Source organism: Mycobacterium heidelbergense, from assembly GCF_050205645.1.
Classification (GTDB): domain Bacteria; phylum Actinomycetota; class Actinomycetes; order Mycobacteriales; family Mycobacteriaceae; genus Mycobacterium; species Mycobacterium heidelbergense_A.
In genome coordinates this window covers 194,056-218,479 of record NZ_JBNMQT010000008.1, presented here as the reverse complement: position 1 = coordinate 218,479, position 24,424 = coordinate 194,056, and the positions used below count along the sequence as shown (strand labels likewise).

The 24,424-nt window shown below is 64.9% G+C and carries 22 protein-coding genes; 5 read left to right on the top strand and 17 right to left on the bottom strand.

Annotated features, from left to right (window positions below; translation table 11 throughout):
* Nucleotides 1-29: 29 nt before the first annotated feature.
* The 10 genes from ACQI5H_RS11820 to ACQI5H_RS11775 form a co-directional block, all read right to left on the bottom strand.
* On the bottom strand, nt 30-1,787 hold the full coding sequence (locus ACQI5H_RS11820; protein ID WP_427079549.1) for an MCE family protein: 1,758 nt from the start codon (nt 1,785-1,787) through the stop codon (nt 30-32).
* Nucleotides 1,788-3,065 carry an MCE family protein gene (locus tag ACQI5H_RS11815; RefSeq protein WP_427079548.1) on the bottom strand — a complete coding sequence of 426 codons (1,278 nt, stop codon included), beginning with the start codon at nt 3,063-3,065 and terminating at the stop codon, nt 1,788-1,790.
* A complete protein-coding gene (locus tag ACQI5H_RS11810) occupies nt 3,062-4,480 on the bottom strand; it encodes an MCE family protein (protein WP_427079547.1) in 1,419 nt (472 codons plus the stop codon). Before ACQI5H_RS11810 ends, ACQI5H_RS11815 begins: the two co-directional genes overlap by 4 nt.
* On the bottom strand, nt 4,477-5,595 hold the full coding sequence (locus ACQI5H_RS11805; RefSeq protein WP_427079546.1) for an MCE family protein: 1,119 nt from the start codon (nt 5,593-5,595) through the stop codon (nt 4,477-4,479). The genes ACQI5H_RS11810 and ACQI5H_RS11805 overlap by 4 nt, the downstream gene beginning before the upstream one ends.
* On the bottom strand, nt 5,595-6,617 hold the full coding sequence (locus ACQI5H_RS11800) for an MCE family protein (RefSeq protein WP_427079545.1): 1,023 nt from the start codon (nt 6,615-6,617) through the stop codon (nt 5,595-5,597). Before ACQI5H_RS11800 ends, ACQI5H_RS11805 begins: the two co-directional genes overlap by 1 nt.
* On the bottom strand, nt 6,614-7,885 hold the full coding sequence (locus ACQI5H_RS11795) for an MCE family protein (protein ID WP_427079544.1): 1,272 nt from the start codon (nt 7,883-7,885) through the stop codon (nt 6,614-6,616). Before ACQI5H_RS11795 ends, ACQI5H_RS11800 begins: the two co-directional genes overlap by 4 nt.
* 19 nt (nt 7,886-7,904) lie before the next feature.
* On the bottom strand, nt 7,905-8,750 hold the full coding sequence (locus tag ACQI5H_RS11790; RefSeq protein WP_427079543.1) for an ABC transporter permease: 846 nt from the start codon (nt 8,748-8,750) through the stop codon (nt 7,905-7,907).
* 9 nt (nt 8,751-8,759) lie between these two features.
* Nucleotides 8,760-9,578, bottom strand: a complete 819-nt coding sequence (locus ACQI5H_RS11785; protein ID WP_427079542.1) for an MlaE family ABC transporter permease — start codon at nt 9,576-9,578, stop codon at nt 8,760-8,762.
* Nucleotides 9,579-9,972: 394 nt separating this feature from the next.
* Nucleotides 9,973-11,178: a CaiB/BaiF CoA transferase family protein gene (locus ACQI5H_RS11780; protein ID WP_427079541.1), complete on the bottom strand. Its 1,206-nt coding sequence runs from the start codon at nt 11,176-11,178 to the stop codon at nt 9,973-9,975.
* On the bottom strand, nt 11,175-12,677 hold the full coding sequence (locus ACQI5H_RS11775; RefSeq protein WP_427079540.1) for an aldehyde dehydrogenase family protein: 1,503 nt from the start codon (nt 12,675-12,677) through the stop codon (nt 11,175-11,177). Before ACQI5H_RS11775 ends, ACQI5H_RS11780 begins: the two co-directional genes overlap by 4 nt.
* Before the next feature lie 266 nt (nt 12,678-12,943).
* On the opposite strand from ACQI5H_RS11775, the gene ACQI5H_RS11770 reads away from it, so the two are divergent.
* The 4 genes from ACQI5H_RS11770 to ACQI5H_RS11755 are packed head-to-tail and all read left to right on the top strand — an operon-like array spanning nt 12,944 to nt 15,751.
* A complete protein-coding gene (locus ACQI5H_RS11770) occupies nt 12,944-13,645 on the top strand; it encodes an SDR family NAD(P)-dependent oxidoreductase (protein WP_427079539.1) in 702 nt (233 codons plus the stop codon).
* A gap of 30 nt (nt 13,646-13,675) precedes the next feature.
* On the top strand, nt 13,676-13,873 hold the full coding sequence (locus tag ACQI5H_RS11765) for a ferredoxin (protein WP_427079538.1): 198 nt from the start codon (nt 13,676-13,678) through the stop codon (nt 13,871-13,873).
* Nucleotides 13,874-13,886: 13 nt separating this feature from the next.
* Nucleotides 13,887-15,251, top strand: a complete 1,365-nt coding sequence (locus ACQI5H_RS11760) for a cytochrome P450 (protein WP_427079599.1) — start codon at nt 13,887-13,889, stop codon at nt 15,249-15,251.
* Nucleotides 15,252-15,307: 56 nt separating this feature from the next.
* Nucleotides 15,308-15,751 carry a hypothetical protein gene (locus ACQI5H_RS11755; protein WP_427079537.1) on the top strand — a complete coding sequence of 148 codons (444 nt, stop codon included), beginning with the start codon at nt 15,308-15,310 and terminating at the stop codon, nt 15,749-15,751.
* Between the two features lie 13 nt (nt 15,752-15,764).
* Here the strand turns inward: ACQI5H_RS11755 and ACQI5H_RS11750 are convergent, their stop codons facing one another.
* The 7 genes from ACQI5H_RS11750 to ACQI5H_RS11720 all read right to left on the bottom strand — a co-directional run bounded on the left by ACQI5H_RS11750 (nt 15,765) and on the right by ACQI5H_RS11720 (nt 22,967).
* Nucleotides 15,765-16,940, bottom strand: a complete 1,176-nt coding sequence (locus tag ACQI5H_RS11750; RefSeq protein WP_427079536.1) for an acyl-CoA dehydrogenase family protein — start codon at nt 16,938-16,940, stop codon at nt 15,765-15,767.
* Entirely contained in the window at nt 16,924-17,922 is a 999-nt protein-coding gene (locus ACQI5H_RS11745) for an acyl-CoA dehydrogenase family protein (RefSeq protein WP_427079535.1), read from the bottom strand. The genes ACQI5H_RS11750 and ACQI5H_RS11745 overlap by 17 nt, the downstream gene beginning before the upstream one ends.
* A 114-nt stretch (nt 17,923-18,036) precedes the next feature.
* Nucleotides 18,037-18,690, bottom strand: coding sequence for a nitroreductase family protein (locus ACQI5H_RS11740; RefSeq protein ID WP_427079534.1), 654 nt, complete (start codon nt 18,688-18,690; stop codon nt 18,037-18,039).
* A 10-nt stretch (nt 18,691-18,700) separates the two neighbouring features.
* Complete coding sequence (locus ACQI5H_RS11735) at nt 18,701-20,083, bottom strand: acyl-CoA reductase (RefSeq protein WP_427079533.1); 1,383 nt, start codon at nt 20,081-20,083, stop codon at nt 18,701-18,703.
* Entirely contained in the window at nt 20,080-21,426 is a 1,347-nt protein-coding gene (locus ACQI5H_RS11730; protein WP_427079532.1) for a hypothetical protein, read from the bottom strand. The genes ACQI5H_RS11735 and ACQI5H_RS11730 overlap by 4 nt, the downstream gene beginning before the upstream one ends.
* A gap of 99 nt (nt 21,427-21,525) precedes the next feature.
* Complete coding sequence (locus tag ACQI5H_RS11725) at nt 21,526-22,272, bottom strand: alpha/beta fold hydrolase (protein WP_427079531.1); 747 nt, start codon at nt 22,270-22,272, stop codon at nt 21,526-21,528.
* Nucleotides 22,273-22,283: 11 nt separating this feature from the next.
* Nucleotides 22,284-22,967: a TetR/AcrR family transcriptional regulator gene (locus tag ACQI5H_RS11720; RefSeq protein ID WP_427079530.1), complete on the bottom strand. Its 684-nt coding sequence runs from the start codon at nt 22,965-22,967 to the stop codon at nt 22,284-22,286.
* 14 nt (nt 22,968-22,981) lie between these two features.
* Between ACQI5H_RS11720 and ACQI5H_RS11715 the strand changes: the two genes are divergently transcribed.
* Complete coding sequence (locus ACQI5H_RS11715; protein WP_427079529.1) at nt 22,982-24,409, top strand: aldehyde dehydrogenase family protein; 1,428 nt, start codon at nt 22,982-22,984, stop codon at nt 24,407-24,409.
* Nucleotides 24,410-24,424: the final 15 nt, after the last annotated feature.

The window sequence follows — 24,424 nt, the reverse complement described above, 5'->3', positions numbered from 1 at the left end:
GCTTCATTGCTCCGCCCCTCGGGGCGAATTCAGGTGGGCAGCAGGTCCTTCCACGTCTTGGTTGCCTTCGATGTCGCGAGATCCGACTGCTCGTACAACTTCCCGTCCGGACCTACGTAACGCCCGGTGTGCGGATCGTACTTTGCCACCACGACCGAGGGCGCCGGCTTGGATCCGTTGCCTCCGAACGAGCTTGGCGCAGCCTGGGGGCCCTCGCCGCTGACGGTGTCGGCGGGTGCGGGATCGGGAGGAATGGCCGGTGCTGGAGGCGGTGCTGGCGCGGCGGGCGCTACGGGAAGTTCACCTGCTACCGGGACGTCGAGTGGCGCTATGGGCGGAAGGTCAGCCGACATTCTCGACATGGGCGCCAGCGGGGGCGGCCCAGACGACGGCACCGGCGGAACTGCCGCGCCGGCCGTGCCCGGTGGCGGATTTTCTCCGCGCGGGCCCGCGGGTGTGCCGCGCGGCACCGCCCCAGGCGGCAGCGGTGTGCCCTCGACCGGGCCGAAGATTCGGTCGTTGGCGGTAACCCGGTCATCGGGCGGGACGCCCTGGGCGATCAGGTTCGGGTCCAGTGGGTAGGGACCGAGGGTGTGCTGGCGCATCGCCAGCGGCATGAACGGCTTGTCACTGTTGCAGATTTCGACGGTAGGCGCGCGCTTACCCGGGTGACCCATGCAGGGATAGTTGCGGGCACCGCGAACCGCGATCGGTGAATCCTGCGGCAGTTTGCAATACAACCCGTCCGGTGTGTCGATGTCGCTGACGTCGTCCGGGGATCGCCATTGGCTGGGTGGCATGAAGCCGACGGTGCAAATGGGCGGATCGTCGACCGTGAATGCGAAGTCACCGTGAGCCATACCATCCGTCTGATTTTCACCCGTAGCGGCCTGCTCGACAGCAACCCCCGACGGCAGCAACACCAGCAGCTGCTCGAGCGAAGGGTGGTAGGTGACACCGATCTGCCCGATGGTGGTCAGGTTGGCAAGCAACACCGGAAGCGTCGGTTTGATCTGTTCGAGAAGCCGGGACGCCTCGTTCGCCGCCTCAGGACCATTGCGCAATATGGTGCGGAAATTCGAATCGTCCTGCACCAGCACATCCGAAATGCCGGCGAAGCTACGTGCCCAGGTTCTGATCGAATCGGCGGTGCGCGCCTGCGTATCCAGCAGCGGCCCAGTGTCTTCGGTGAGGGCTTTGGTGCGATCGACGACGCCGTTGGCGTCGCGGGATATCGTCGTCGTGGAATCGAACAGCGACCCCAGGTCGTATCCGGTTCCGTTGAAGCCCTGGAAGGACTCGTCGAGCAATTGGCCGAGTTTGGTCTTCGGGATGCTTTGGACCAAGGCGTTGACCTGGTCGAGCATCGGCCCCACCGGCTGCGGAATCGTCGTGTCGCGCGCGGCGATGACTGACCCGTCGTGCAGGTAGGGCGGCGAATCGGTTTTGGGCCGCAGGTCCACGTATTGCTCACCCACCGCGGAGACACTGAGCACCTCCGCTGTCAGGTCCGCGGGGACCTTGGGTGAAGTGCTAAGCGACAGCGTGGCTTTCGCCCCGGTCGGCGTCAAACCCACCGAGGTGACCTTGCCGAGCTGAACCCCACGGTAGGTCACGTTGGAAAATCGGTACAGGCCGCCGGCGGCCGGCAGCTCCAGCGTCACCGTCATCCGGCCGATGCCCAGCAGGGTCGGCGCCTGGATGTAGAAGAGGACCATGGCGATCACACCGATGATCCCGACGGTCGTGAAAATCGCCAGCTGGATCCGGACGAAGCGCGACAGCACCTACCCACCGCCTTCCGTCGGCGCCGACTCCGCACCCTGCGGCGGCCCGGGCGCCGGCCCGTAATAAGGGCCGGGCGGAGGCCCATAATTCGCCGGTCCCGGTCCCGGTCCCGGTACCGCACCCGGCGGAGGTGGGGGCAGCGGCAGAGCATTGGGATCGACCCACGGTGGCCTCAGCGGGTTATGCAACGGGTCGAGCGTGTATTGCAAGCGATACGGGTCCCCGGGCACCGGCGGCAGGGGCATGTCCAGCTGCCCCCAGTGGGTTCCCGGCAGCAAAGTCCTCTTGAGCCGTGGAATCGTCAGGTCGAAATCGAAATGCAGGTTGAAGTAGTCGCCCCGGACCGCTCGGTCGACGAAGTTCTGGGTGAACGGGAACACGAACGACGACGCGATCGCCGCGCCGAACTCCGGCCCGACGTCGGCGAGCGCTTTGATGGTGGGCTCCAGGTTTTTGAGGTTCTTGACGAGGTCGGCCTGAGAGTCGTTGACCAGCCTGGTGGCGGTGTTGCTGAACACGCGAAGATGATCCAGGGCGGCCGTTAAACGCGGCCGCTCCTTGACCAACACCTCCAGCGCCGGCGGTATCTTGCGCAGCGCGTCGGTGAGAACGTCGCGTTGGTCGGCGAATGTGCCGGCAAGCCGGTTCAGTGCCTGGATGGAGGCGACGATGTTGTCGCGCTGGTCGTCCAGCGTTCCCACGAACGTGTCGAGGCGGGTAATCAGGTCACGGATGGCGCCCTCGTGGCCGGACAGAGCGGCAGAGAAATTGTGGATGACCTCCCCGATCTGTCCCAGCCCGCCGCCGTTGACGACCGCGCCCAACGACGACAGCGTCTGCTCCGTGGACGGGTAGGCCGATGACCGGCTCAGCGGAATGGTGGCGCCCGGCTGCAGCCGTCCGCTTCCCTGCTGGCCGGGCGGAGTATTGAGCTCCACGTGCATCGAGCCCAGCAGGCTGGTCTGGCCGACGGTGGCTACTACGTTGGCCGGGACGACAACATCGCGCTTGACCGAGATCTCGACGTCGGCGTGCCAGGCTTGCACCCTCATCTCACCGACGCTGCCGACGACGACGTCGTTGATCATCACCGGCGAATTCGATTCCATCGTACCGACATTGGGCAGCTCGACGTGGTAGATGTTGGCGCCGGGCCCGCGTCCGATCGCACCGGGCAGGGGTAGTGAGTTCAGGCCGTGGAATGCGCATCCTGTCGACGTCAACACCACGCAACAGCCGACGGCGAACACCCGCCGAGCCGCCACCCGGGCGATCATTGTTGGGGCCCGTCTGTTGGCAGCAGCATGTCCGACACGGTCGGCGCCGGTGGCGGCGGTGGCGGTGTCGACGCGGGCGGCGGCAGCGGCATCGCCGCGCCCGGTATCCGCTCCGGCGGCACTGCCCCCGGCGGTCCCACCGGATCACCCGGCAGGCCGGTGTAGGCCGACACTGCGGGCGGGATCTCGGGTGGTCCGGGTTTCGGGCCCTCGCCGCCGGGCGCCAGGCGCGGTTCCGTGTACAGGATCTTGGACGGGTCAATCGACTTGGCGATGATCGGGTTGAGCGGAATTGGCGAGTTGTTGAAGTTGGTCAGTCGCAACCCTGGTCCGAGGAACAGAGCGCACAGCTTGCCCGATTCGACCGACGTGACGTTTGCGATGGCGCCGATCTGGTCGCAGCCCGGTACGGACAGCAGAACCTGGCCCCCCCATGTGGGATTGGCCATATTCATGAGCCCGAATCCTCCCACGATGGTTCCGGTGTCGGCGTTGTAGTCGTTGAAGAAGTTGCCGAACGCGTTCGGCGCGGCGTGCAGTATGTTTTCCAGGGCCATGTGGTGATCGACTAGGTTCTGCGTGACGTCGGCCAACCTGGCGATCTGCTCGCTGGTCTGGTTGCGAGTCCCGGCAATGAATCGCCGCACCTCACCGACCGCGGTCGACAGATCCGTCAGCGCCGCGTCGAGGTCGGATTTGCTGTCGTTGACCACGCTGGTGAGCGTGGCCAGGCGGTCGTTGAACTGCACGAGCTGGATGTTGCTGTCGCGCAGCGCGCCGACGAAGGTCTGCAGGTTTTTGATGATGTCGACGATGTTGCCGCTGCCGTTGGCAAGGATCCGCCCCACGCCCGACAATTGACCGAGCGTTTGGCGCAGCTTGTCGCCGTTGCCTTCGAGAGCGTTGGCGGCGCTGTCGATGAAGCGGCCCACCGATGTGCCCGACACCCCACTCTTGGGCCCCAAATCCGTTGCCAGCCGCATCAACTGGGTTTTGACCTCGTCCCACTCGACCGGCACCGCGGTACGTTCGACGGGTATAACTGCCCCATCGCGCATGACCGGTCCACTATCGCGATAGGCCGGCGTGAGCTGGAGGTAGCGGGCGGCCACCAGATTCGGGGCGACGATGACCGCCTTTGCGTCCGCCGGGATGGGCACGTCGCGGTCGACCTTGAGGGTCATCTTGGCCCGGGTGCCCTGCGGTTCAATGGATTTGATGTTGCCGACTTTGACACCCGAAACCCGCACCTCGTCATTGGGGTAGATCGCGGTGGCGGTGTTGAAATAGGCGGTGATCGTCCGCGGGCCGAAGAACGTATTGCGGACGACGACGGCGGCGCCGGCAACGAGCAGCCCGACCAGGACAACCGCCGCCACCGCAGTGAGCCGCGTACGCGGGATCCGGGCGATCATTGTGACCCCCCGATCCGTCCGCCCAACGTGCAGCCAGGGCACATCGGAATAGAGTTGTACGGCCAGGGCGTCAGCGACCGAGGTATCGGCGATGGGAAGCCGGGCCCCTTCGAGGTGTCGAAGGTGCGGAATCCCCAGAGGTAGTCGAACAACGCGTTGAAGAGTTGCGGGATAAGGAAGTTCGGGGCGAACGCCTGGTAGGCGTACATGCCGGAAATGGCCTCACCGACCGTGATCTGGAACTTGGCGAGACCCGGCAGCGCTTTGCCGATGTTGTCGCGGTTCTTTTCCAGCACCGCGGTCACCCGGTTCAGCCTCTCCAGCGTGGGCGCCAAGATGGCTTCGTTGTCGTGCACCAATGCCGTCAGCTGCTTGGCCACCGCCGACGTGTTGGCCAGTAGGTCCACGATCTCTTGTCGCCGCGCCACGAGGACTTGGAGCAGGTCGTCGGAGTTGAGGATGAGCTTGTTGACCTGCTGGCTGCGTTGGGAAAGTATGCCCGTGACGTCGCTGGCACTCTTGAAAAGGTCGCTCAGGTTCTTGTTACGACTGTTGAGGGTGCGCGATAACCGGGTAAGCGCGTCGAACGCCGGGCCCATTTGGGGTGCGATCTGATCGAGCGTCGTCGACAGCGTGTCCAACGACTGATTCAGCGCCGCGGTGTTGGTTTCGGCCGTGTTCGATGCGAAGTCGCTGACCGCTTCCGTCAGCGAGTAGGGCGAGGAGGTACGCGATACCGGGATGATTGCCATCGGGTGCATCGTGCCGCTGCCAGCGGACTCCACCGTCAGCATCCGCTCGCCCAGCAGCGTGCCCGTGCGGATGTGCGCGGAAGTGTCCGACCCGAGCAGGATGTTGCCCCTCATCGCGAACGTCACCAGAGCATCGCCGTGGCGCAGCTTCACATCCGACACCGTGCCGACCTTCATCCCCGACACAACTACGGGGTTGCCGACCGCAAGACCGCCGGCTTCCGAAAACAGCGCCTGGTAGCGAACCATCGTCGCCCATGAAATGAACCGGTCAGGCGACAGACCCACCAGGATGACCAGCACGATCAAGACCGCGCCGATGAATCCGGCCTTAATGAGCCCAGCTCCGCGATACTTGAGCATCAGGGTTCCGTGCACCTTCCTGCATCTGACCTAAAGATATTGGCGCGCACGGTCTTTCCCTGAAGATCCGTGCCGCGGAGCCCGAACTGGCAGATGTAGTACGGGATGGTGGCGCCGTTCACGCCGAGTCGCACCAGCTTGCGGTAGTTCTGTGGCGCCTTGGCGATTGCGGCGTCGAGGCGGTCCTTATCGCCGTCGAGTATCGGCGCCAGGCGATTCAACTGAGCTATCGTGCCCGACAGCGGCGGGCGGGCCTCGGCGAGCAGATCCGCCAGCGAGGCGGTTCCCTGGTCCAGTGCGTCAATCGCGGACCCGATCGTGTCGCGGTCATTCGACAGGCCGCTGACAAGCTTCTCGAGGCGATCGATCGTGCTGGAGAAATTGCCGCCCTCCTTGTCGATGTAGGCCACGACAGTGTTGAGGTTGTCGATCAGTTGCTGCACGGTTTGATCGTTGTCGGCCAAGGCATTCGAAAACGACGTCGTCTTGGTGAACAGCGACTCGAGGGTCCCGCCTTGGCCCTGGAAGACCTGCAACAATCCCGACGTCAATGCGTTGACGTCGCGCGCGTTCAGGCCCTGGGTGACGGGTTTCAGTCCGCCGAGCAGCAGATCGAGGTCAAGCGCCGGCGCGGTGCGGTCGACGGGAATCTGACCGCCGGCCGCCAGATGCCTCATCGACCCCGGACCATCGACGAGTTCGAGGTAGCGATCGCCCACCAGGTTGAGGTAGCGGACCGCCGCCCTGGTGCCCTCGGTAAGGACCACGTTGCGGTCGGCGTCGAACTTCACCACAACTTTTTTGTCCGGCCGCAGCGACACGCTATTGACCGTTCCCACCCGGATCCCGGCGACCCGCACCGACTGCCCCGCCTTGAGACGGGATACGTCGGTGAACACCGCCGAATAGTCGGTCGTCGAACCCGTCCGGTACTGGCCGAAGATAAAGAACAGGAAGGCAGTAAGGACCGCCATCACGACCGCGAAGATGCCGAACTTGACCAGCGTGGCGCGCGTTCTCATCCGGGCATTCCAATCTGGGCGGAGTTGCGTGGCGGCCCGGCGATCGGCCCGTACAACAGCTGTTTGAGAAGATCGGAGTTGAGCAGCAGCTGTGGGTTCCCGTACTGCGTCGGATTGGCGCCGATATCGGCGATCAATTGCGGCGGCGCCGAGTTGAACGGAATCTTCGGCAGGCCCACGCATCGCGGGCCGCCCGTCGCCGCGACCTTGGGCAGGTTAGTCGGATACCGGTAACGTTCGGCGCCCCACGTGAGGCTCGCCGAGATGTTGATGCTCGGTTCCGACAACGGCGCCCCGTGCGAAATCTGGATGAGGCCGCCGAAACTACAGGTGAGCGCCTCGTGGTACTCGTTGGTCAGATCGGTGGTCGGCACCAGCAGATGCAGCACATTCGTCAGCGGCTGGCGGTTCGTCGACAAGACGTCGTTGCCGATGTCGGCCAAGCCGATCGCACTGATCAGCAACGCATCCAGGTTGTGCTGCTCGTCGACAAGGGTCTTGCTGATCCGCGCCGCGTTGGCCGCGGTCTTCACCAGGTTCGGTGCCGCGTCGGCGTAGGCGTTGGATACCTCCGGTAAGACCGCGAGGTCATGCCTGAATGCGGGAAGGCTCGGCTCCAGCTTGGCCAGAAACGAATCCAGGTCACTCAGGGCCTGGCCGAGCTGTGGGCCCCGCCCACTGAACGCTTGTGCCAGCGCACCCAGTGACTCGTTGAGCTTCGGCGGGTCGATGTGGGACAGCACCGACACCAATTGCTGGAAAACCGTGTTGATTTCGACCATGACGTGCTGGCCCTGCAGAGTCTGGCCACTGCGTAACCGCTGTGCCGAGGGCTGGTCGGGTGGCACCAGCTCGACGGACTTCGCGCCGAACACCGTCGATGACGCGATGTTGACGAGCACGTTGCTGGGAATGAACCGTAACTGCGACGGATCCATCGCCAAATGAATGGCGGCTTGGCCGTTCGGCAGCGAATCGATCGAGGCCACCTTGCCGACCTGCACGCCGCGCATCTTGACCTTGGCGTCCGGGTTCATGACCAGACCGGCGCGTTGCGAGATCACGGTCACCGGCACGGTTTCGCTGAAGCCGCCCTGAAACAGCGTTATCGCCACGGCGAAAATCGCGCAGATGACCGCGACCGTAAGCAGTCCGAGCAGGGGTGGTACGTAGTTGCGCGACGCGGCCCGGCTAGCCGGCCGGACATGCGCCGTGCGTGGGAGCCGGCCGCCGACTGAACCGCGACCCGCTGGCACGTTCTGCGTCACTGCCGTCCCACCTCCTCTGTTACCCGGATAGGTTGAAGTTGCCGTTGCTGCCGTAAATAGAAAGTGAGACCAGCAGCGTTACCGATACCACGACGATGAGCGAGGTCCGCACCGCGTTACCGGTCGCTTGGCCGACGCCGGCCGGTCCACCGGCGGCGAAATAGCCGTAATAGGTATGTATTAGCAAGATCGTGATCGCCATCAGCGCGGCCTGCAGGAACGACCACAACAGGTCGATCGGGTTCAAGAAGGTCGAGAAGTAGTGCTGGTACAGGCCCTGCGACTGGCCGAACAAGAATGTGGTGGTGAACTGGCTGGCGACGAACGACAGGATGACGGCGATACAGTACAGCGGCGTAATTGCCATCATGCCGGCCAGGATCCGAGTGCTCACCAAGTACGAAATCGGGCGAATGGCCATGCTTTCCAGCGCATCGATCTCTTCGTTGATCCGCATCGCGCCCAGCTGAGCGGTCACGCCCGCGCCGAAGGTTGCCGCCAGGCCGATCCCGGCGACCACCGGAGCCGCGATGCGCACGTTGATGAACGCGGCCAAAAATCCCGTCAGCGCCTCGATGCCGATGTTGCCCAGCGAGCTGTAACCCTGAACGGCCAACGTTCCACCCGCGGCCAGCGTCAGGAAACCGACGATCACGACGGTGCCGCCGATCATCGCCAAAGTGCCTGCGCCCATGCTGATCTCGGCGATCAGACGGATAACCTCGCGCCGGTAATGCACGGCGGCGAACGGCATCCCGCCAAGTGCCTTGCCGTAGAACAGGGTGTGATCGCCGACCCGCCCCAACGAGGCGACCGGCCTCTCGAGTTGGCGGGTCAATCGTGGATATGCAGCCCTCAGCGCCACGCCAGCCCCCTACTTCGCCGTCATCTTGATGCCGATCGCCGTGACGACCACATTGACGACGAAAAGGGACATGAACGCATACACCACTGTTTCATTGACCGCGTTGCCGACGGCCTTGGCGCCGCCGCCGGTAATGATCAGGCCGCGATAGCAGGCGACCAATCCGGCGATGAGGCCGAAAAGCGCTGCCTTGACACAGGAAATGATCACCTCGGGCACGCCAGTGAGCAAGGTGATACCCGCGGCGAACGCACCGGGATTGACGTCTTGCACGAATACCGAAAAGACGTAGCCGCCCACAATCCCGATGATGACGACCAGGCTGTTCAGCAGCAGGGCCACCAGCCCGGAGGCAAGCATGCGCGGAGTCACCAGGCGCTGAACCGGATTGATACCCAAGACCTCCATCGCGTCGATCTCTTCGCGGATGGTTCGCGATCCGAGGTCCGCGCACATGGCAGTGGAGCCGGCGCCGGCGACGATCAACACGGTCACCAACGGGCCGACCTGGGTGACAGCACCGAAAGCGGCGCCCGCCCCGGACAGGTCGGCGGCGCCAAGTTCACGCAACAGAATGTTGAGCGTGAAGCTGACCAAGACGGTAAACGGAATGGCCACCAACAACGTCGGCATCAGCGCGACCCGCGCGACAAACCAAGACTGTTCCAAGAACTCGCGTGCCTGGAACGGCCGGCGGAACGCAAACTTGACCGCTTCCGCCGACATCGCGAAAAGACCACCGACCGCCTGCATCGGCCCAGAGAGGTTCCTCGTCAGCCTCAGCTGGGGAAGCCCCGGTGACCAGCGGTCGTCGCTCCTATCTGCCATCGGGCTCAGTTCCTTTCAGAATTTCGAGACCGATAGTCTTGTTCTTGCGCGCCTGCTCGGGTAAGTTCGGCTGAACCAGGGGATTCGAACGGGGGCCGGCGGATGCGAAATGCTCAGCGGGCAACCACATTCCGGCATTTTGCTCCAGCGCGACAGCCGCTACCATCCTCACGCCACTCCTCCGTTCTGTCGCGTGAGTTGGCGCTGCAAAACAAGTCGGCCCGAGCAAGGCCACTCGTCTTGTAGCGTCCGGCGATTATGCCTCATGCCGCGCCCAGGCGGAATGGAAAATGCATAACCGTTATCGGGCAGGCTTTAGGCACGGCACGCGCGTAACGTGGCTGCGCCTCAACAAAAGCGACGTTCGGCTCAAGCATTCCAGGCAGCTCCGGTGTTAGGTGACGGCGCCGGCCGTCTTGAGTTCGATAATGCGGTCCCAGTCGAGCCCGATCTCCATCAAGATCTCATCGGTCTGCTCGGCGAATCCGGGCGCGGGCCCCGTCTGCGGCGGAGCGACATCGAACTGGACCGGATTGGCCACCAGTTCGAGTTCGCCTGCGCGCACTACATACTCGTTCGCGCGGATCTGCGCGTCGTCGGCCGCCTGCAGGGTGTCCTGCACCGGCGCCCACGGTCCCGCGAGCGTGGCAAAGCGTTCGCTCCACTCGGCAAGCGTGCGGGTCGCGATGACCTTGGTCAAGATCTCGACCGCATCGGGCGTACTAGCGGCGATTTTCTCGACGGTGGCGAAGCGCGGATCGTCGGCCAGTTCGGGCATATCGACATGCCGGCAGACGTCGCCCCAGAACTTGGTCGGCTGCATCATCACGAAGGATATGTAGCGGCCGTCGGACGTCGTGTACAGCCCGACCAATGGGTTATTGGGCGCACCGTGCACGCCCGGCGGCGGCGCCTCCAGTCGCTGGCCGAGATGCTTTGTCAACGCGACCGTGTGGCCCATCGACCACAGACCACTGCCCAGCAGCGAAACGTCGACCACGGATGGTTCCCCGGTGCGCTCGCGCTTGAGCAACGCCGCCGCGATGCCACCGGCGAGGTTGGTGCCGGAGATGGTGTCGCCGTAGGCCGGGCCGGGGGGCGCGATCATGCCGGGCATCCCCGCGGGCGTGATGGTCGCGGCGGTTCCCGCACGACACCAAAAGGCGGTCATGTCGTAGCCGCCCTTCGTCGCCTCTTCGCCGCGCGGGCCGAGCGCGCTGCCACGGGCGTAGATGATCGCCGGGTTCACCGCGCGGATGTCGTCGACGTCGATGCCGAACTTCTGCCGTGCGCCGGGCAGGAAACTCGTCAGGAACACATCGGATCGGCGCGCCAGCTCGTAGAGCACTTCCTTGCCCTGGGGCACCGACATATCCAACCCGATGCTGCGCTTGCCACGGTTGGCATGCTCGATGTTGGGATTGGGGTCGCCTTCCACGCGCAACATGCCGGTCTGCCGAAGCCCACGCTGCGGGTCGCCGGTGACGGCGTGCTCGACCTTGACCACCTCGGCGCCCCACTCCACCAACACGGCGCCCGCCGACGGAACGAACCCGTACATGGCGACTTCCAGGACGCGGATGCCCTCCAGCGGCCTCATGCGGGTGCCCCCGACGGAACGGCAAAAGTCTTGCGCTCCAAGAACTCTTCGAGCCCCGCGACGCCCATCTCGCGGCCCACGCCGGACTGCTTGAAGCCGCCGAACGGGCTGTCCGCACCGAAGTAGTTGCCGCCGTTGACGGAAAACGATCCGGTGCGGATACGGCGTGCCACCGCAAGCGCCCGGTCCTGGTCGCGACTGAAGACCGCGCCGGCCAGCCCGTATATCGAGTTGTTCGCGATGCGCACCGCGTCGTCATCGTCATCGAACCCGATGACCACCAGCACCGGCCCGAAGACCTCGTCCTGAGCGATCTCGCTGTCGGGGTCGACGTCGGTGAGCAATGTGGGCGCGTAGAAATAGCCGGGATCCAGCCGCTCGCCGCCGGCGACCAGGGTGGCCCCCGCGGCGACGGCGCGCTGGACCATGCCGTCGACCTTGTCGCGCTGACGCTCGTTGATCAGCGGTCCCATCAACGTCTTCGGATCGGCGGGATCGCCGTGGCGCACCTTGGCGAAGTTGGCGGCGATCAGCTCGACGATCTCGTCGTGGTGCGACTTGGGGACCAGCAGCCGGGAGGTGAGCGCGCAGCCCTGCCCGGCGTGAGTGACCATGCTGAACGCCGCGAACATGCTGGCGCTGGCGAAGTCTGCGTCGTCGAGCATGATCGCGGCGGACTTGCCGCCTAACTCCAAGAAGACGCGTTTGACGGTCTCGCTCGCGGCGGCCATGATCTTGCGGCCAACCGCGGTCGACCCGGTGAAGGTCACCACGTCGACGTCGGGGCTGGTGGTCAACACGGGCCCGACGGCGGGATCCGCCGAGCTGAGCACGTTCACCACGCCGGCCGGGATGTCGGTGTGGTTGGCGATCAGCTCACCCAGCGCCAGGGTCACCAGCGGGGTGTCCGGCGCGCCCTTGAGCACGACCGTGCATCCGGCGGCAAGCGCCGGCGCCAGCTTGGCCAACGCGAGCTGGTTCGGATAGTTGTAGGCGATGATGGCGGCCACCACTCCCGCGGCTTCCTTCTCCACCCAGCGGTGATGCAGCATGCCCCGCGATTCCTTCTCGCCGAGGTCTTCGGAGAACTGATAGTTGCGCAGCAGATCCGCGTAGAAGCGCACGATACCGATCGGCTCGTCGAGCTGAGCGCCGTGGGTGAGCGCACGGGTGGCGCCAACCTCGGCAATGGTGAGCTCGCGCAACTCGTCGGCGTGGTCGATCAACGTCTGGTGCAGTTGGTCGAGGCAGCGGATCCGCAGCTCGACGTCGGTCGACCAGCTCGTGGTGTCGAACGCCCGGCGGGCCGCCGCGACCGCCGCTTCGGCCTCCCCGACGCCGGCGTCCGGCGCATACCCGAGGACCTGACCGGTGGCGGGATTGATCGAGGGGAATGTCTGGTCCGCAGCGACGAGCCGGCCGTCGATCAACAATCGGCGGTCGACCTGTGACTCGGGCGGGGCGTCCGCACTGGTCGACACCGTGTCCTGCGCTGGCATTCGGCTCCCTGTGGTTACGGTCACGAAAATTTCATTCTCTTCCCGGGCGAATCTTACATTCGAGTCTCGAGAATTCAAGAAAGTCTCAGGATTCAGATCGACCTGCTGACCAGCGGCGCAATTCGACAGGCGTCGAGCTTCGGCGCAGGCCGATGGGGGTTTCCGGGACAGGTTGCACCCCGCTTCGGCGCGAGAGTAAGGTTCTCATAATCGTAAGGGAGATTCTTTGTGGATGAGACGGCGCAGGCCGGAGTGAAGGCGTCGGCATGAAGACCGCGGTGGTCACCGGTGGTGGATCCGGCATTGGCCTGGCCGTCGCGCATCGGCTCCGCGCCGACGGTCTCGACGTCGCGACCGTCGACCTCAGGCCTTCCGATACCGATCTGTCTTTCACCGCCGACGTGACGGACCGCGGCCAGGTGGACGCCGCGCTGTCCGCGATCCGCGCCCGGCTCGGGCCGGTGACGGTTCTGGTCAACGCCGCGGGCCTGGACGGGTTCAAGCGGTTCAACAACATCACGTTCGACGACTGGCAACGCGTGATCGACGTCAACCTCAACGGGGTCTTCCACACCATTCAGGCGGTGCTGCCGGACATGGTGGAGGCCGGGTGGGGGCGGATCGTCAACATCTCGTCGTCGAGCACGCATTCAGGTGCGCCCTACATGAGTCATTACGTGGCCGCCAAATCCGCGGTCAACGGGCTCACCAAGTCGCTGGCACTCGAATACGGGCCCAGCGGCATCACGGTCAACGCGGTGCCGCCCGGTTTCATCGACACCCCGATGCTGCGCAGCGCCGAGAAGCACGGGTACCTGGGCGACATCGAGGAGACCATCGCCCGCACCCCGGTGCGCCGGATGGGCAAGCCGGAAGACATCGCGGCGGCGTGCGCCTTCCTGATATCCGAGGAAGCCGGCTACATCACCGGCCAGATATTGGGCGTCAACGGCGGCCGAAACACCTGACCGCACCACCCGATCCGTGGAGGAGACACCGTGAAGGTCTGGGTTGATTCCGAACGATGCCAGGGGCACACCCTGTGCTCGATGATTGCTCCGGATTCCTTCCAGCTCAGCGACATCGACGGAAGTTCGTCGGCGATCGACGAAATCGTGCCGGCCGAACATCAGGACCGGGTTCGCGAAGCCGCACAGTCGTGTCCCGAGCAGGCCATCATCGTCACGGATGAATAAGGGAGACAGCGCTTTGAGTGTCGACGACGTCGTCAGCGACAGCGATCGCAAGAAGAACAGCTATCACTTTGATCGGCATTCCGCGGAGTACCGCTCACGGTTCAAGTCGATCACCGAGGAGATGCACGCCAAGTGTCCGATGGCGTGGAGCGACACCTACGGCGGACACTGGGTCGCGGCCGGCAGCCACGAGGTGTTCGAGCTCGCCCGCTGCCCCGCGGTGTCCAACGACCACGACGTCAACGGCGAACGCCGTGGCTACAAAGGCATTTCGATCCCGACGGCCAGCCGCATCAACGGGGTGCGCGGCGGCATCCTGGAGATGGACGACCCCGAGCATCGCACCTACCGCACCGTGCTCAATCCCTATCTCTCGCCGGCCGCGGTCAAGCGCTGGGCGCCCTTCGTCGACGATGTGACACGCGCCTGCCTCGACGAGAAGATCGAGCAAGGCAGCATCGACTTCGTCGACGACCTGGCCAACATCGTGCCCGCCGTGCTGACGCTGGCGATGCTGGGCATTCCGCTGAAGAGATGGAAGATGTACAGCGAGCCCGTTCATGCCGCGGTGTACACGCCCGAACACTCCCCGGACATCCAGCGTGTCACCGAGATGCACCGGCAGATGGGTCTCGACCTGGTCAACAGCATGATCGAGATTCGCAACAACCCCCGGCCCGGTTTGGTCAACGCCCTGGTCGAGATGCGGATCGACGGCGAACCCGCTCCCGACCTGGAAATCCTGGGCAATCTCGGACTGGTCATCGGCGGCGGATTCGACACCACCACGGCCCTCACCGCCCACTCGCTGGAATGGCTGTCGGAGAACCCGGACGCGCGGGAACGGCTGCGGCACAACCGCGATACCCTGCTCGATCCCGCGACCGAGGAGTTCTTGCGTTACTTCACCCCGGCACCCGGTGACGGCCGGACATTCTCCGACGACGTCGAGCTCAACGGCAATCGCTTCAAAGAGGGTGAGCGGCTGTGGATTTCGTGGGCGATGGCCAACCGCGACCCCTCGGTGTTCCCCGAACCGGACGAGATCATCCTCGACCGCAAAGGTAACCGGCACTTCAGCTTCGGCATCGGCGTGCACCGCTGCATCGGCTCCAACGTGGCGCGGACCGTGTTCAAATCCATGCTGACGGCGGTCCTGGACCGCGTGCCCGACTACCGCTGCGACCCCGACGGCGCCGTCCACTACGAGACCATCGGGGTCATCCAGGGCATGCGAAAGCTACCGGCCACCTTCACACCCGGCCCCAGGGTCGGCGCCGGCCTCGACGAGACACTCGACAAGCTGCAACGCATCTGCGACGAGCAGGAACTCGCGAGGCCGGTCACCGAGCGGAAGGAAGCCGCGGTAATCGACTGAGCGCTTCCGGGGAGCGTGTCCCGGCGTTATATTCAGGGCCCAACGCGTGCGCAGAGATGGGAGACGCATCCGTGAAGAGGTTTGCAGCAGGCCTTGCGCTTGCCACGGCCGCGCTGACTCTTGCGCCGACCGCCCAGGCTGACATGCAGGTCGGCAACTACAGATTGGACACAAACCGGGATCCCGGCCACAGCTGGATTTGGGCGATTAGCCCGTGCATTTCTAAAGCGCCGGGATGCCTAACCATCCAGGGGATACCGCAACCCAATGGCCAAGCGGCCCCCTGGAAAGCAGACGCCCACCTGTCCAACGGCCAATACACCATGACCGTCGACGTGCCCGACGGCGTGCGCTGCGTGGTGCAGTTCTTCCCCTCGCACGACGTCTATACGTGGGATCAGGTCTCACTGGGCGGTCAGGTCGTCTCCACCTACGACACGGGCTGCGGAGGAGGACCCGGGGGGTCAGACACCTACCCCTTCTCGCTCGTGCGGTGGTAGCCGACCGCTGGCGTTAGCCGCGCGGCAGTCCGAGCACGCGTTGGGCGATGATGTTGCGCTGGATCTCCGACGTGCCGCCGGCGATCGTGCCGGAAAAGCTTCGGGCATAACGCTCGAACCAGCTGGCGAAGTAGTGGTCGAGGTTCATCGGCGCGTACGGACCCGTCTGTCCGGGGTGGACGAGGCCGTCGGATCCGGAGGCCGATAGGGCGTGTTCGGTTGCGCGCAGTTCGGCTTCGGAACCGAGGAGCTTGAGTACGGATATCGCAGCCACGTCGTCTTCACCGCGGGCCGCGCGGGCCAAGGCCACCGAACCCAACAGGCGCAGCGCCTGCTTGTCCATGATCGTGGTGGCGTACTGGTCGCGTTCGAGCTCGGTGCTGGGACGAAAGTCGGCGATCACGTTGTCCAGTCGGTCGGCGAAACCCAGCCACATCATGGTGCGTTCGTGCCCGAGCGATCCGTTGGCAACCCGCCATCCCTGATCGAGCTCGCCGACCAAGTTTTCGGCCGGTACCCGCACGTCGGTGAAGAACACCTCGTTGAAATCCAGATCGTCGGCCGCGCAGATCGACGGGAATGGCCGTCGCACGACGCCGGGAGCGTCGGTTGGGATCAGTAATGCGCTGATGCCCTTGTGCTTTGGTGCGTCCGGATTGGTACGGACAAACGTCAACAACACGTCGGCGTCGTGGGCACCGGAGGTCCACACCTTCTGCCCGTTGACCACGAAATGATCGCCGTCGAGAACCGCGCGGGTCCGTAGCGACGCCAGATCGGAGCCGGCGCTGGGCTCACTCATCCCAAGCGAGGCGGTGATCTCGGCGCGCAGGATCGGCACCGCCCACCGCCGCTTTTGTTCGTCGCTGCCGAACGTCAACAACGATGCGGCAACGATATTCACGCCCTGCGGGTTGAAGCTGTGGTAGATGCGCCGCCCGCACAGCTCCTCCAGGTGGACGAATTGCTGAACCACCGTCGCGTTGCGCCCACCGAACTCGGGAGGCTGGCCGGGCAGCAGCCAGCCGTTGTCGAACAGCAGCCGCTGCCAGCGACGTGCCCACTGCGGCATATGCGAAACCGAACGGGGACGCTCCATGGTTTCGCTTGCGGGAGGCAGGTTCTCGTCGAGGAATGCCGCGAACTCCGCCCGAAACGCTTCGACGTCGGGATCAAAAGTCAGCTGCACGGTATTCCTCTGCGATCCGCGCCCGATGTTCCGCCGCGCCTCCGAGCATGAGCTCGCCCGCTTTGGCCCTCTTGAGCGCGAACTGCAAGTCGTTCTCCCAGGTGAATCCCATCGCGCCGTGCAGTTGCAGGCCGTGCCGAAATACCAGCGACTGGCACTCCCCCGCCGACGCTTTGGCCATGGCTGCGGCCAGGCGGCGCCGGGGATCGTCGGCCGAGATCGTCAATGCGGCGAAGTAGGCCAGCGCGCGGGCGCGTTCCACGGCGACATGCATGTCGGCGCACTTGTGCTGGACGGCTTGAAACGAACCGATCGGCACGCCGAATTGTTGCCGACTGCGGACGTGCTCGAGGACCAGATCCAGGATGCGCTGGCAGGCGCCGACGATGTGAATTGCCATGCCCGCCAACGCGACATGGTGGGCACGCTCGGCGTCAACGGTCAGCCGGTCGTCATGGGACACCCGGATCCCAGCGAAGGACAGGTCGGCGACATGCAGCACCGGGTCGAAAACCGAAGAGCGCCGGACGGATACCTGATTGCCCGCCACGAGGAAGACTCCGGCGTCGGTAACCACCGCCAGCCGATCGACGCGATCGCCGTCGAGGACGTGCCGGGCCGTGCCGTCCAACACCCAGCCCTCGGCGTCCCGGTGCGCCGACACCCCGCTGTGCACCGCGGTCCCCGACTCGTGTGGGTCGAACCGGTCCGCCGCCAGCGGCGCGAACTGACTCATCGTCGCCAGGAACGGGGTGGGATCGGTCGCGCGGCCCAACTCTTCGAGCACGATCGCCAGCTCCACCGTGCCGGCCGGATCATTCAGCTCCGTCCAGCCCTGGTCGACATACGACTTCCACAGCGGGCTCGGATCCACGCCGTCCTCGGCCACGCTGCGCACCAGCGACGGCGGGCACTGCTTGGCGACGACATCGCGCACCGTGCTTTGCCACAGCCGCTGATCAGCATCGAGTTCCAAGAGCATCCGGGCCGCCTCCTGTCGTCACCGCAATCGCGAGAATACCATTCTCTGTTCCGAAAGTAGTAATCTCGAAAATGGCGTATGACGTCACCAAATGCGCGGCAAGGGCTTCGGGGGCTAGGTCACCGCGGCGACTAGGCCGGCCGCCGGCTCGCCCCAGTGGTCGAGGTTCACGAACTCGGCAAGCGGGCGGCGGCGCAGCGGCCCGTGCTTGCCCTTCGGCCAGCCCACCACGATGTGGCCGGCAACCATCCAGTCATCGGGTATGCCGACGGCTTCCCGCAGCAGTTGCTCGCCGCCGTACGAAGCCCAGCTAGTGAGGCATGCCCCCAATCCTTGCGCGCGGGCGGCGAGCAGAAAGTTCTGCATGGCGGGAAAGATCGAACCGCCGAGCAGGAGTTCGGACGCGGTCGGATAGTGCTGTTGCGCGAACAAGACCGAGGTGAATTCGCCCGCTCGGTCGTGCAATTCGTAGGTCGCGCGGTAGGTGCGAGCCCGACGGCTGTTGTCGTCGGCGGCGGGCCGGGTCATCCCATAGACCGGCTCGATGACGTCCAACGCGTGGGCCGCGGCCGTGGCCACGACGGCCCGCTGCTCCGGTGATCGCAGCACGACGAAGCGCCAGCCTTGCGCGTTCGCGCCCGACGGAGCCCACCTTGCCGCTTCGAGGCACCGCGCCAGCGTGGCGTCGTCGACCGATTCGTCGGTGAAGCGTCGGATCGTCCTGGCGGTCGACATCACTTCCCAGATGTCGCTGCTTGCTCCCGTCATGGTTGACAACCTATGCGATGTCGTCGTCGCCCATCCAATGGACGAATCGCTGCAGCGGATACATGGCATCGTGCGGACTACCCAGAACGTGAGCGTTCGCAGTTCCCAAGCGGCACAGGCGTTGAGCGCCGGCGCTGGCCAACCGATCCCGCAGCTGCGCCTTGCGCTCGTACGGGTAAACGCCGATGGTTTGAGTGGCGACGTTGACGTAGCGAACCGCTTCGTCGAGCGAATCGACCGTCACGACATTCGACGTTTTGTTGGTGGGCTGGAACTCGACCGGGCGATCCGACAGGATCACCAGGCCGCGGCCATCGAAGCCGCCCCAGACCTTCAGATCGCCCATCGCCTCCATCACCTGGAGTTCTTCGCGGCGTTCCGCCGATAGCGGCGGGCTGCTGGCCGACGCGAACTCGCGGTCGACACCCAGGCGCTCGGCAAGCCTCGCGCAGAACGATTCCACCTGGGGCCCTTGGGCTTCCACAAAGGCATAGCGGCTGGCCAGACAGGCCTCCTGGTTGAACACCGTCGTATCGGCGGCCAGCCGCTCGGCCACCTCGGCAATCCGGTCCTCGGAGTCGAACGCCTCACGACCGATCATCGAGATCGAGGATTTCGGGTCGAACGAGATCAACTGGATACCCGGTCCCAGGTATCCGATCACGTTGTTGATCGCCTCGCCGCCGCCCCAGGCGACGATCCTGTCGAAGTATTGCGGCCGGTACAGGATGCGCTCGATCGCGGTGTCCCCGCCTTGCCAGTAAACCGCCGACATCGACCGCACCACAGGGTGTTTCGGATCGATTTCCGCCATCGTGCGCAGCACCGCCACCGTAGTGAACGGGTCACTCGAGGGCATCTTGAAGAGGTTGACCGCCTTGACCAGCGCACCCTGCGCGATAGACGACACACACCCCGATGGGGCATTACCCGCCAGCATGTGCACCATCCGCGCGGGGAAGGCCCGAACCGCGCCCTTGTTGCCGTACATGTCGACGCGCTCGACCCAGCCGTCGAGCGCCTCCCGGTTGGCAAAGTTCGAATCGACGATGCTTTCCAGCAGCTGCCTGTTCAGGAAATAGGGGGCCTGGCGGTACAGGTTTTCTACGACGCGCCGCGGTAACGGATTGGTGGCCGCGATCAGTTCGAGGCACTCCTGCAGATGCGGGTTGCGATCCAAGTGCAGGCGTTCGCCGGTCTCGACCAGGAAGTCGATGATCTCGGCCAGCTTCACGTCGAGCAGTGGCGGCAGCTCCGACCGTGGTAACACGAGGGCGTCGAGATCGATTGCGGGGGTGACGAAGTCAGCGCCGAGATCGCGTGATCGGTGGCGGACCGCGTCACCTTCTACCACGGTGCCCTGCACGAAATGGGGCGCCGACAGCGCGGTCATGAGATGCCTCGCACGTAGGCGTCGATGCTGCCGGCGCAGGTGATCTTGTCGCCGCCCGGCAGGTCGGCGTAGCGAGTGATGTCGCGGCCCACGGTCGGGCCCTGATGCCCACACGGACACCGCGCGAGGCTGACACTGACCCGGTCCCCGCTGATCACCCCGCCCCACCGGCCCTCGATCGACGCGTCGAAAAAGGCTGCCCGGGCGTCGATCTCACCGGTACCGGGATCAAGCAATTTCTCGCCGGTGCTGTCCAGCGGCAGCAGCATCACCCAGGGCGATATGTGGTATCGCTCGGCATGGCAGAGCGGGAACGTCGCATTGATCTCGCGCATGCTGTACGCGTGGTATAGCCGCTCCTCGGCGACGTTGAACGTCTCCAGCACGTATTCGCGGTAATTCTCGGGCAGCGCAGCACCTTTGAGGCCCCCGGCGACCATCATCGCGTTGTTGGGATTGAAATCATCGCCGCCATGGCCGTTGGCGCGGATGCCTTCGGCGATCTGATACAGGGTGGCGAACATACCCGTCGCCAACAGGGGCAGCTCGCGGGCCTCGATCACCGCGTCGATGGCCTTTTTGGCGGAGGTGTCCATGTCGCTCGCCCGCTGCGCGGCGATGCGTTCGAACTCGGCGATCTCATTGGGGCGCGCGGTGCCATCGGCCAGCTTGCGTCGCAACGTGATCATGTCCACCATCGACCCGACGGTGATCGGCTCGCCGTCGCCGAATTGGTAAGGCGGGTATCGCGACGAGAAGCAATCGACCATTGCCTGCCGGATCGCGTCCTCGCGGGGTGCGGCGAATTGTGGCCCCAGGCCAAGGAATTTGCGGTCTTCGCGGCGGGTGAGCCCCGTCGCCCACAAGAGCGCCTCGATGTTGATCCGTGCCGAGAGTTCGATGTCCCCTTCGGTGCAGGACAGCATGGCCGGCTTCCCGGTAGTGCCGCTAGAGCACGACAAGTAGTGGCCGACGGTCTCGAGTTGCCTGATCCAGTCGTCGAGTGTCTGCACGCCGCCGGTGTCGAGGCCCCCGACGTCACGGGTTGATACGGTGGCCAGCCACTTTCCCATCCGGTCCCACCGCCGCTCGTTGAGCCATCCCTCCGCGTAGGTCTTGTACGTGGTGTGGGCGAAGAGCAGGGGCACCAGGTCGGCGGGCTGTTTGATTTCTTCTATCCCGCCCGAGTCCGCGCGGTTGGCCAACAGCGGAATGCTCGCGGCCTGACTCTGCAGCCGCTCGTTAGCCGCCGCGAGCTGCAGAGGCAACAGATCGGCGGGAGGGATGTCAAAGCAATCATTGGCCCCGACCAACTCCACCAGCCGTTGAGTTGCAGATGTCATCCGTGTCTCCTCTTCGAACCGGCATTAAGTACACAGAACTGTATATTAATGGGTGGGGGCCGGGTCAATGGCAAGCCGCAAGGGCAACCGCCAGGCTGCTCAGCTGCTCACACGGAGTCGGCAACGTTGAGCCAAGATGGTTGCCAGGCGCCCGGGGTCGGAGATCATCACGTCGTGGCAGCCGTCCAGGCAGATCATCGTGTCGACGCCGCCAAGTGATTTGATCGCGTACAGCTGCTGGCGCACCGACAGCGCTCGGTCGTCCAGCGTCATGATCCACGTTCGCGGAACGTCGGCGGGCAGCTCGCTGCGATCGGCCGGCTCGAAAATCACGCTTGGCGATTCCATGCACAGCCGCGACAACGTGAGCCTTCGCTGCTCACGCGTCATCCCATTGCAGAATGCGTAGCGCGCCAGAGCGGGAGGCATTGGGAAGGACCTTCTTTCGATCCAGCGCGCCGATCGCGCCAGCGGCGCAAGCGGTCCGCGCAGCGTGTCCACGATCGACTTTCCCTGCGGCGGGACGAACGCCGCGAGCAGGATCATCTCGCGCACCCGCGCCGCCCCGAGCTTGGCGACAATGCCCGGGACGGTGAGCCCCGCCATCGAATGCCCAACGACCACCACGTCGTCCAACCCGGCGTCGTCGATATCGGCCACGGCGGAGTTCACCCAGTCGCTGACTGTGACCGTCGCCAAATTCGCCGGCTTGCCGGCGCGGCCGGGCAGATCAACTGCGAGGACTCGTAGTTCGGGTGCCTGCCTGGCCAATTCGGCAACGGTCAGATCCCAGCAATCGGCGGCATGCGCGCCGCCGTGCACGAGCACAAGACCGGGCCACACCATCGCGGGAGACCTCAGTCGCGCGGCTCGACGCCGCGCAGGAACAAATCGACGGCGTGCTGCAAGTGGCGCTCCTCCTCATCGGCACTGCGGTAGATACCGCAGTCGGCCAGTCGCGCGGGTAGATGCTCGATCATCGCAATGAAGTGGCCCGCGGTTAACTCGAGGTCGTCCACGTCGATGCTTCCGTTCTCCTGGTGCCGTCGCAGCAGATCCATGACCTGCCGGTGGCGTGGCGACCACGTCATTGAATGCGCGCTGACCGCGAACTCGGGAAACCGCGCCGATTCGCTCATCGCAATCCGCGTCAAACGCACGATGTCCGGGTCGATGGCGCGCGCGAGTCCGGCCCGGCCGAGTGCAATCAGGGAGGCGCGCAGATCGCTCTGGTCAATGTCGTCGTCGGCTTCGCGCTCGGTTCTGCGCGTCAGCGCCCAGGGAATGACGTCGACGAAGACGGCGCGTTTGTCGGGATAGCGAGCATAGAGCGTTCGCCGCGTGATGCCGGCCGCTCTGGCGATCGCTTCCATGGTCGCCCCGTCATAGCCATACTTGACGAACGTCGCCACCGCGGCCTTGCGCAACTTCTGGTGCAGCTTCTTGGCTTCGACCTGAGTCGGCCGTCCGCGTCGAGTCGTTGCCACCACGATGGCAAGTATATATACAGTGTCGTATAAATAATCGTTGGCGCGACGCACAGTCAGGGGTCACCGTGACCATCACACAGTCGTTCATCGATGGCGAATCGGTGGCGTCGGTGGACCTGTACGACAACATCGACCCCGCTACCGGCCGGTCGCTGGGACCGGTAGCGCGCGGCGGCAGTGACGAAGTCGATCGCGCGGTGACGGCGGCGCGTGTCGCTCAGCAACGTTGGCGGGGCGTTTCACCGGAAGAACGCGCGATGCTGCTGACGCGGATCGCTGAGCTGATCGACGAAGGTCACGAGCGGTTGGCCCGGATCGAAAGCGAGGACACCGGAAAGCCGTTGAGCCAGGCGCGCGCGGACGCGAGGGTCGCCGCTCGGTACTTCCGTTTCTACGGCCACGCGATCGACAGCTACTACGGCCAAACCATCCCGCTGTCAACGGATCTGCACGCATATACCCGACGCGAACCTTTCGGCGTCACCGGTCACATCATCGCCTGGAACTACCCGATGCAATTGCTGGCCCGCGCCGTGGCTCCGGCAATTGCGGTGGGTAATTGCGCGGTGGTCAAACCGGCGGATGAAACACCGCGCACCGCAGTGGAATTGGCGCGGCTCGCGGTTCAGGCCGGCCTGCCAAATGGCGTCTTCAACGTGGTGACCGGAATCGGCTCCGAAGCCGGCGCTGCCCTGACGGCACACCCCGAGGTCGGCCATCTGGGCTTCGTCGGATCGACCGAGGTCGGCTCGGTGGTCGCCCACGCCGCCGCCGACCGGGTGGTGCCGACGACCCTGGAACTGGGCGGGAAATCGCCGCATATCGTTTTTCCCGACGCGCATTTGGAACGCGCCGGCGAGTCGATCGTGAAGGCGATCCTGCAGAACGCCGGTCAAACCTGCTCGGCCGGCTCGCGGCTGCTGGTGCATGATTCGATTCGCGACAGCTTGGTGGACACGGTCTGCCGGCTTATGAAGTCGGCATCGATTGGACCCGGCGTCGAGGACCGCGATCTCGGACCACTGATCTCGCGCAAGCAGCAACAGCGAGTGCAATCGATGGTCAGCGGTGACGTCAAGGGTGAAATCGTTTGCGGTGGAGGGCCACCGGAGGACATGCACCTTGTCGATGGTGCATATTTTGCTCCGACCGTGATCGCCGACGTCGATCCCACCTCGCCGATAGCGCAGGAGGAGATCTTTGGTCCCGTGCTCACCGTCAACCGATTCTGCGGCGAGGACGAGGCAATCAGCCTGGCCAACGGCACGCAATATGGGTTGATCGCCGCGGTGTGGACCACCGACCTGTCTCGCGCCCATCGGCTCGCCGCCGAGATCCAGGCGGGGCAGGTCTATGTCAACACCTACGGCGCCGGCGGCGGCGTGGAACTGCCGTTCGGGGGCTTCAAGAAATCCGGGTACGGCCGGGAGAAGGGCTATCAGGCGCTCGACACGTTCACGACCACCAAGACGGTCGTTGTGCGCCTGGAATGAGGTAAAGGAGAACAC

Coding starts and splice junctions, on each gene's coding strand:
- ACQI5H_RS11815 (WP_427079548.1), bottom strand. CDS start 3,065: ATGATCGCCCGGGTGGCGGCTCGGCGGGTGTTCGCCGTCGGCTGTTGC.
- ACQI5H_RS11810 (WP_427079547.1), bottom strand. CDS start 4,480: ATGATCGCCCGGATCCCGCGTACGCGGCTCACTGCGGTGGCGGCGGTT.
- ACQI5H_RS11805 (WP_427079546.1), bottom strand. CDS start 5,595: ATGCTCAAGTATCGCGGAGCTGGGCTCATTAAGGCCGGATTCATCGGC.
- ACQI5H_RS11800 (WP_427079545.1), bottom strand. CDS start 6,617: ATGAGAACGCGCGCCACGCTGGTCAAGTTCGGCATCTTCGCGGTCGTG.
- ACQI5H_RS11785 (WP_427079542.1), bottom strand. CDS start 9,578: ATGGCAGATAGGAGCGACGACCGCTGGTCACCGGGGCTTCCCCAGCTG.
- ACQI5H_RS11780 (WP_427079541.1), bottom strand. CDS start 11,178: ATGAGGCCGCTGGAGGGCATCCGCGTCCTGGAAGTCGCCATGTACGGG.
- ACQI5H_RS11775 (WP_427079540.1), bottom strand. CDS start 12,677: ATGCCAGCGCAGGACACGGTGTCGACCAGTGCGGACGCCCCGCCCGAG.
- ACQI5H_RS11770 (WP_427079539.1), top strand. CDS start 12,944: ATGAAGACCGCGGTGGTCACCGGTGGTGGATCCGGCATTGGCCTGGCC.
- ACQI5H_RS11755 (WP_427079537.1), top strand. CDS start 15,308: ATGGGAGACGCATCCGTGAAGAGGTTTGCAGCAGGCCTTGCGCTTGCC.
- ACQI5H_RS11745 (WP_427079535.1), bottom strand. CDS start 17,922: ATGCTCTTGGAACTCGATGCTGATCAGCGGCTGTGGCAAAGCACGGTG.
- ACQI5H_RS11740 (WP_427079534.1), bottom strand. CDS start 18,690: ATGACGGGAGCAAGCAGCGACATCTGGGAAGTGATGTCGACCGCCAGG.
- ACQI5H_RS11735 (WP_427079533.1), bottom strand. CDS start 20,083: ATGACCGCGCTGTCGGCGCCCCATTTCGTGCAGGGCACCGTGGTAGAA.
- ACQI5H_RS11730 (WP_427079532.1), bottom strand. CDS start 21,426: ATGACATCTGCAACTCAACGGCTGGTGGAGTTGGTCGGGGCCAATGAT.
- ACQI5H_RS11725 (WP_427079531.1), bottom strand. CDS start 22,272: ATGGTGTGGCCCGGTCTTGTGCTCGTGCACGGCGGCGCGCATGCCGCC.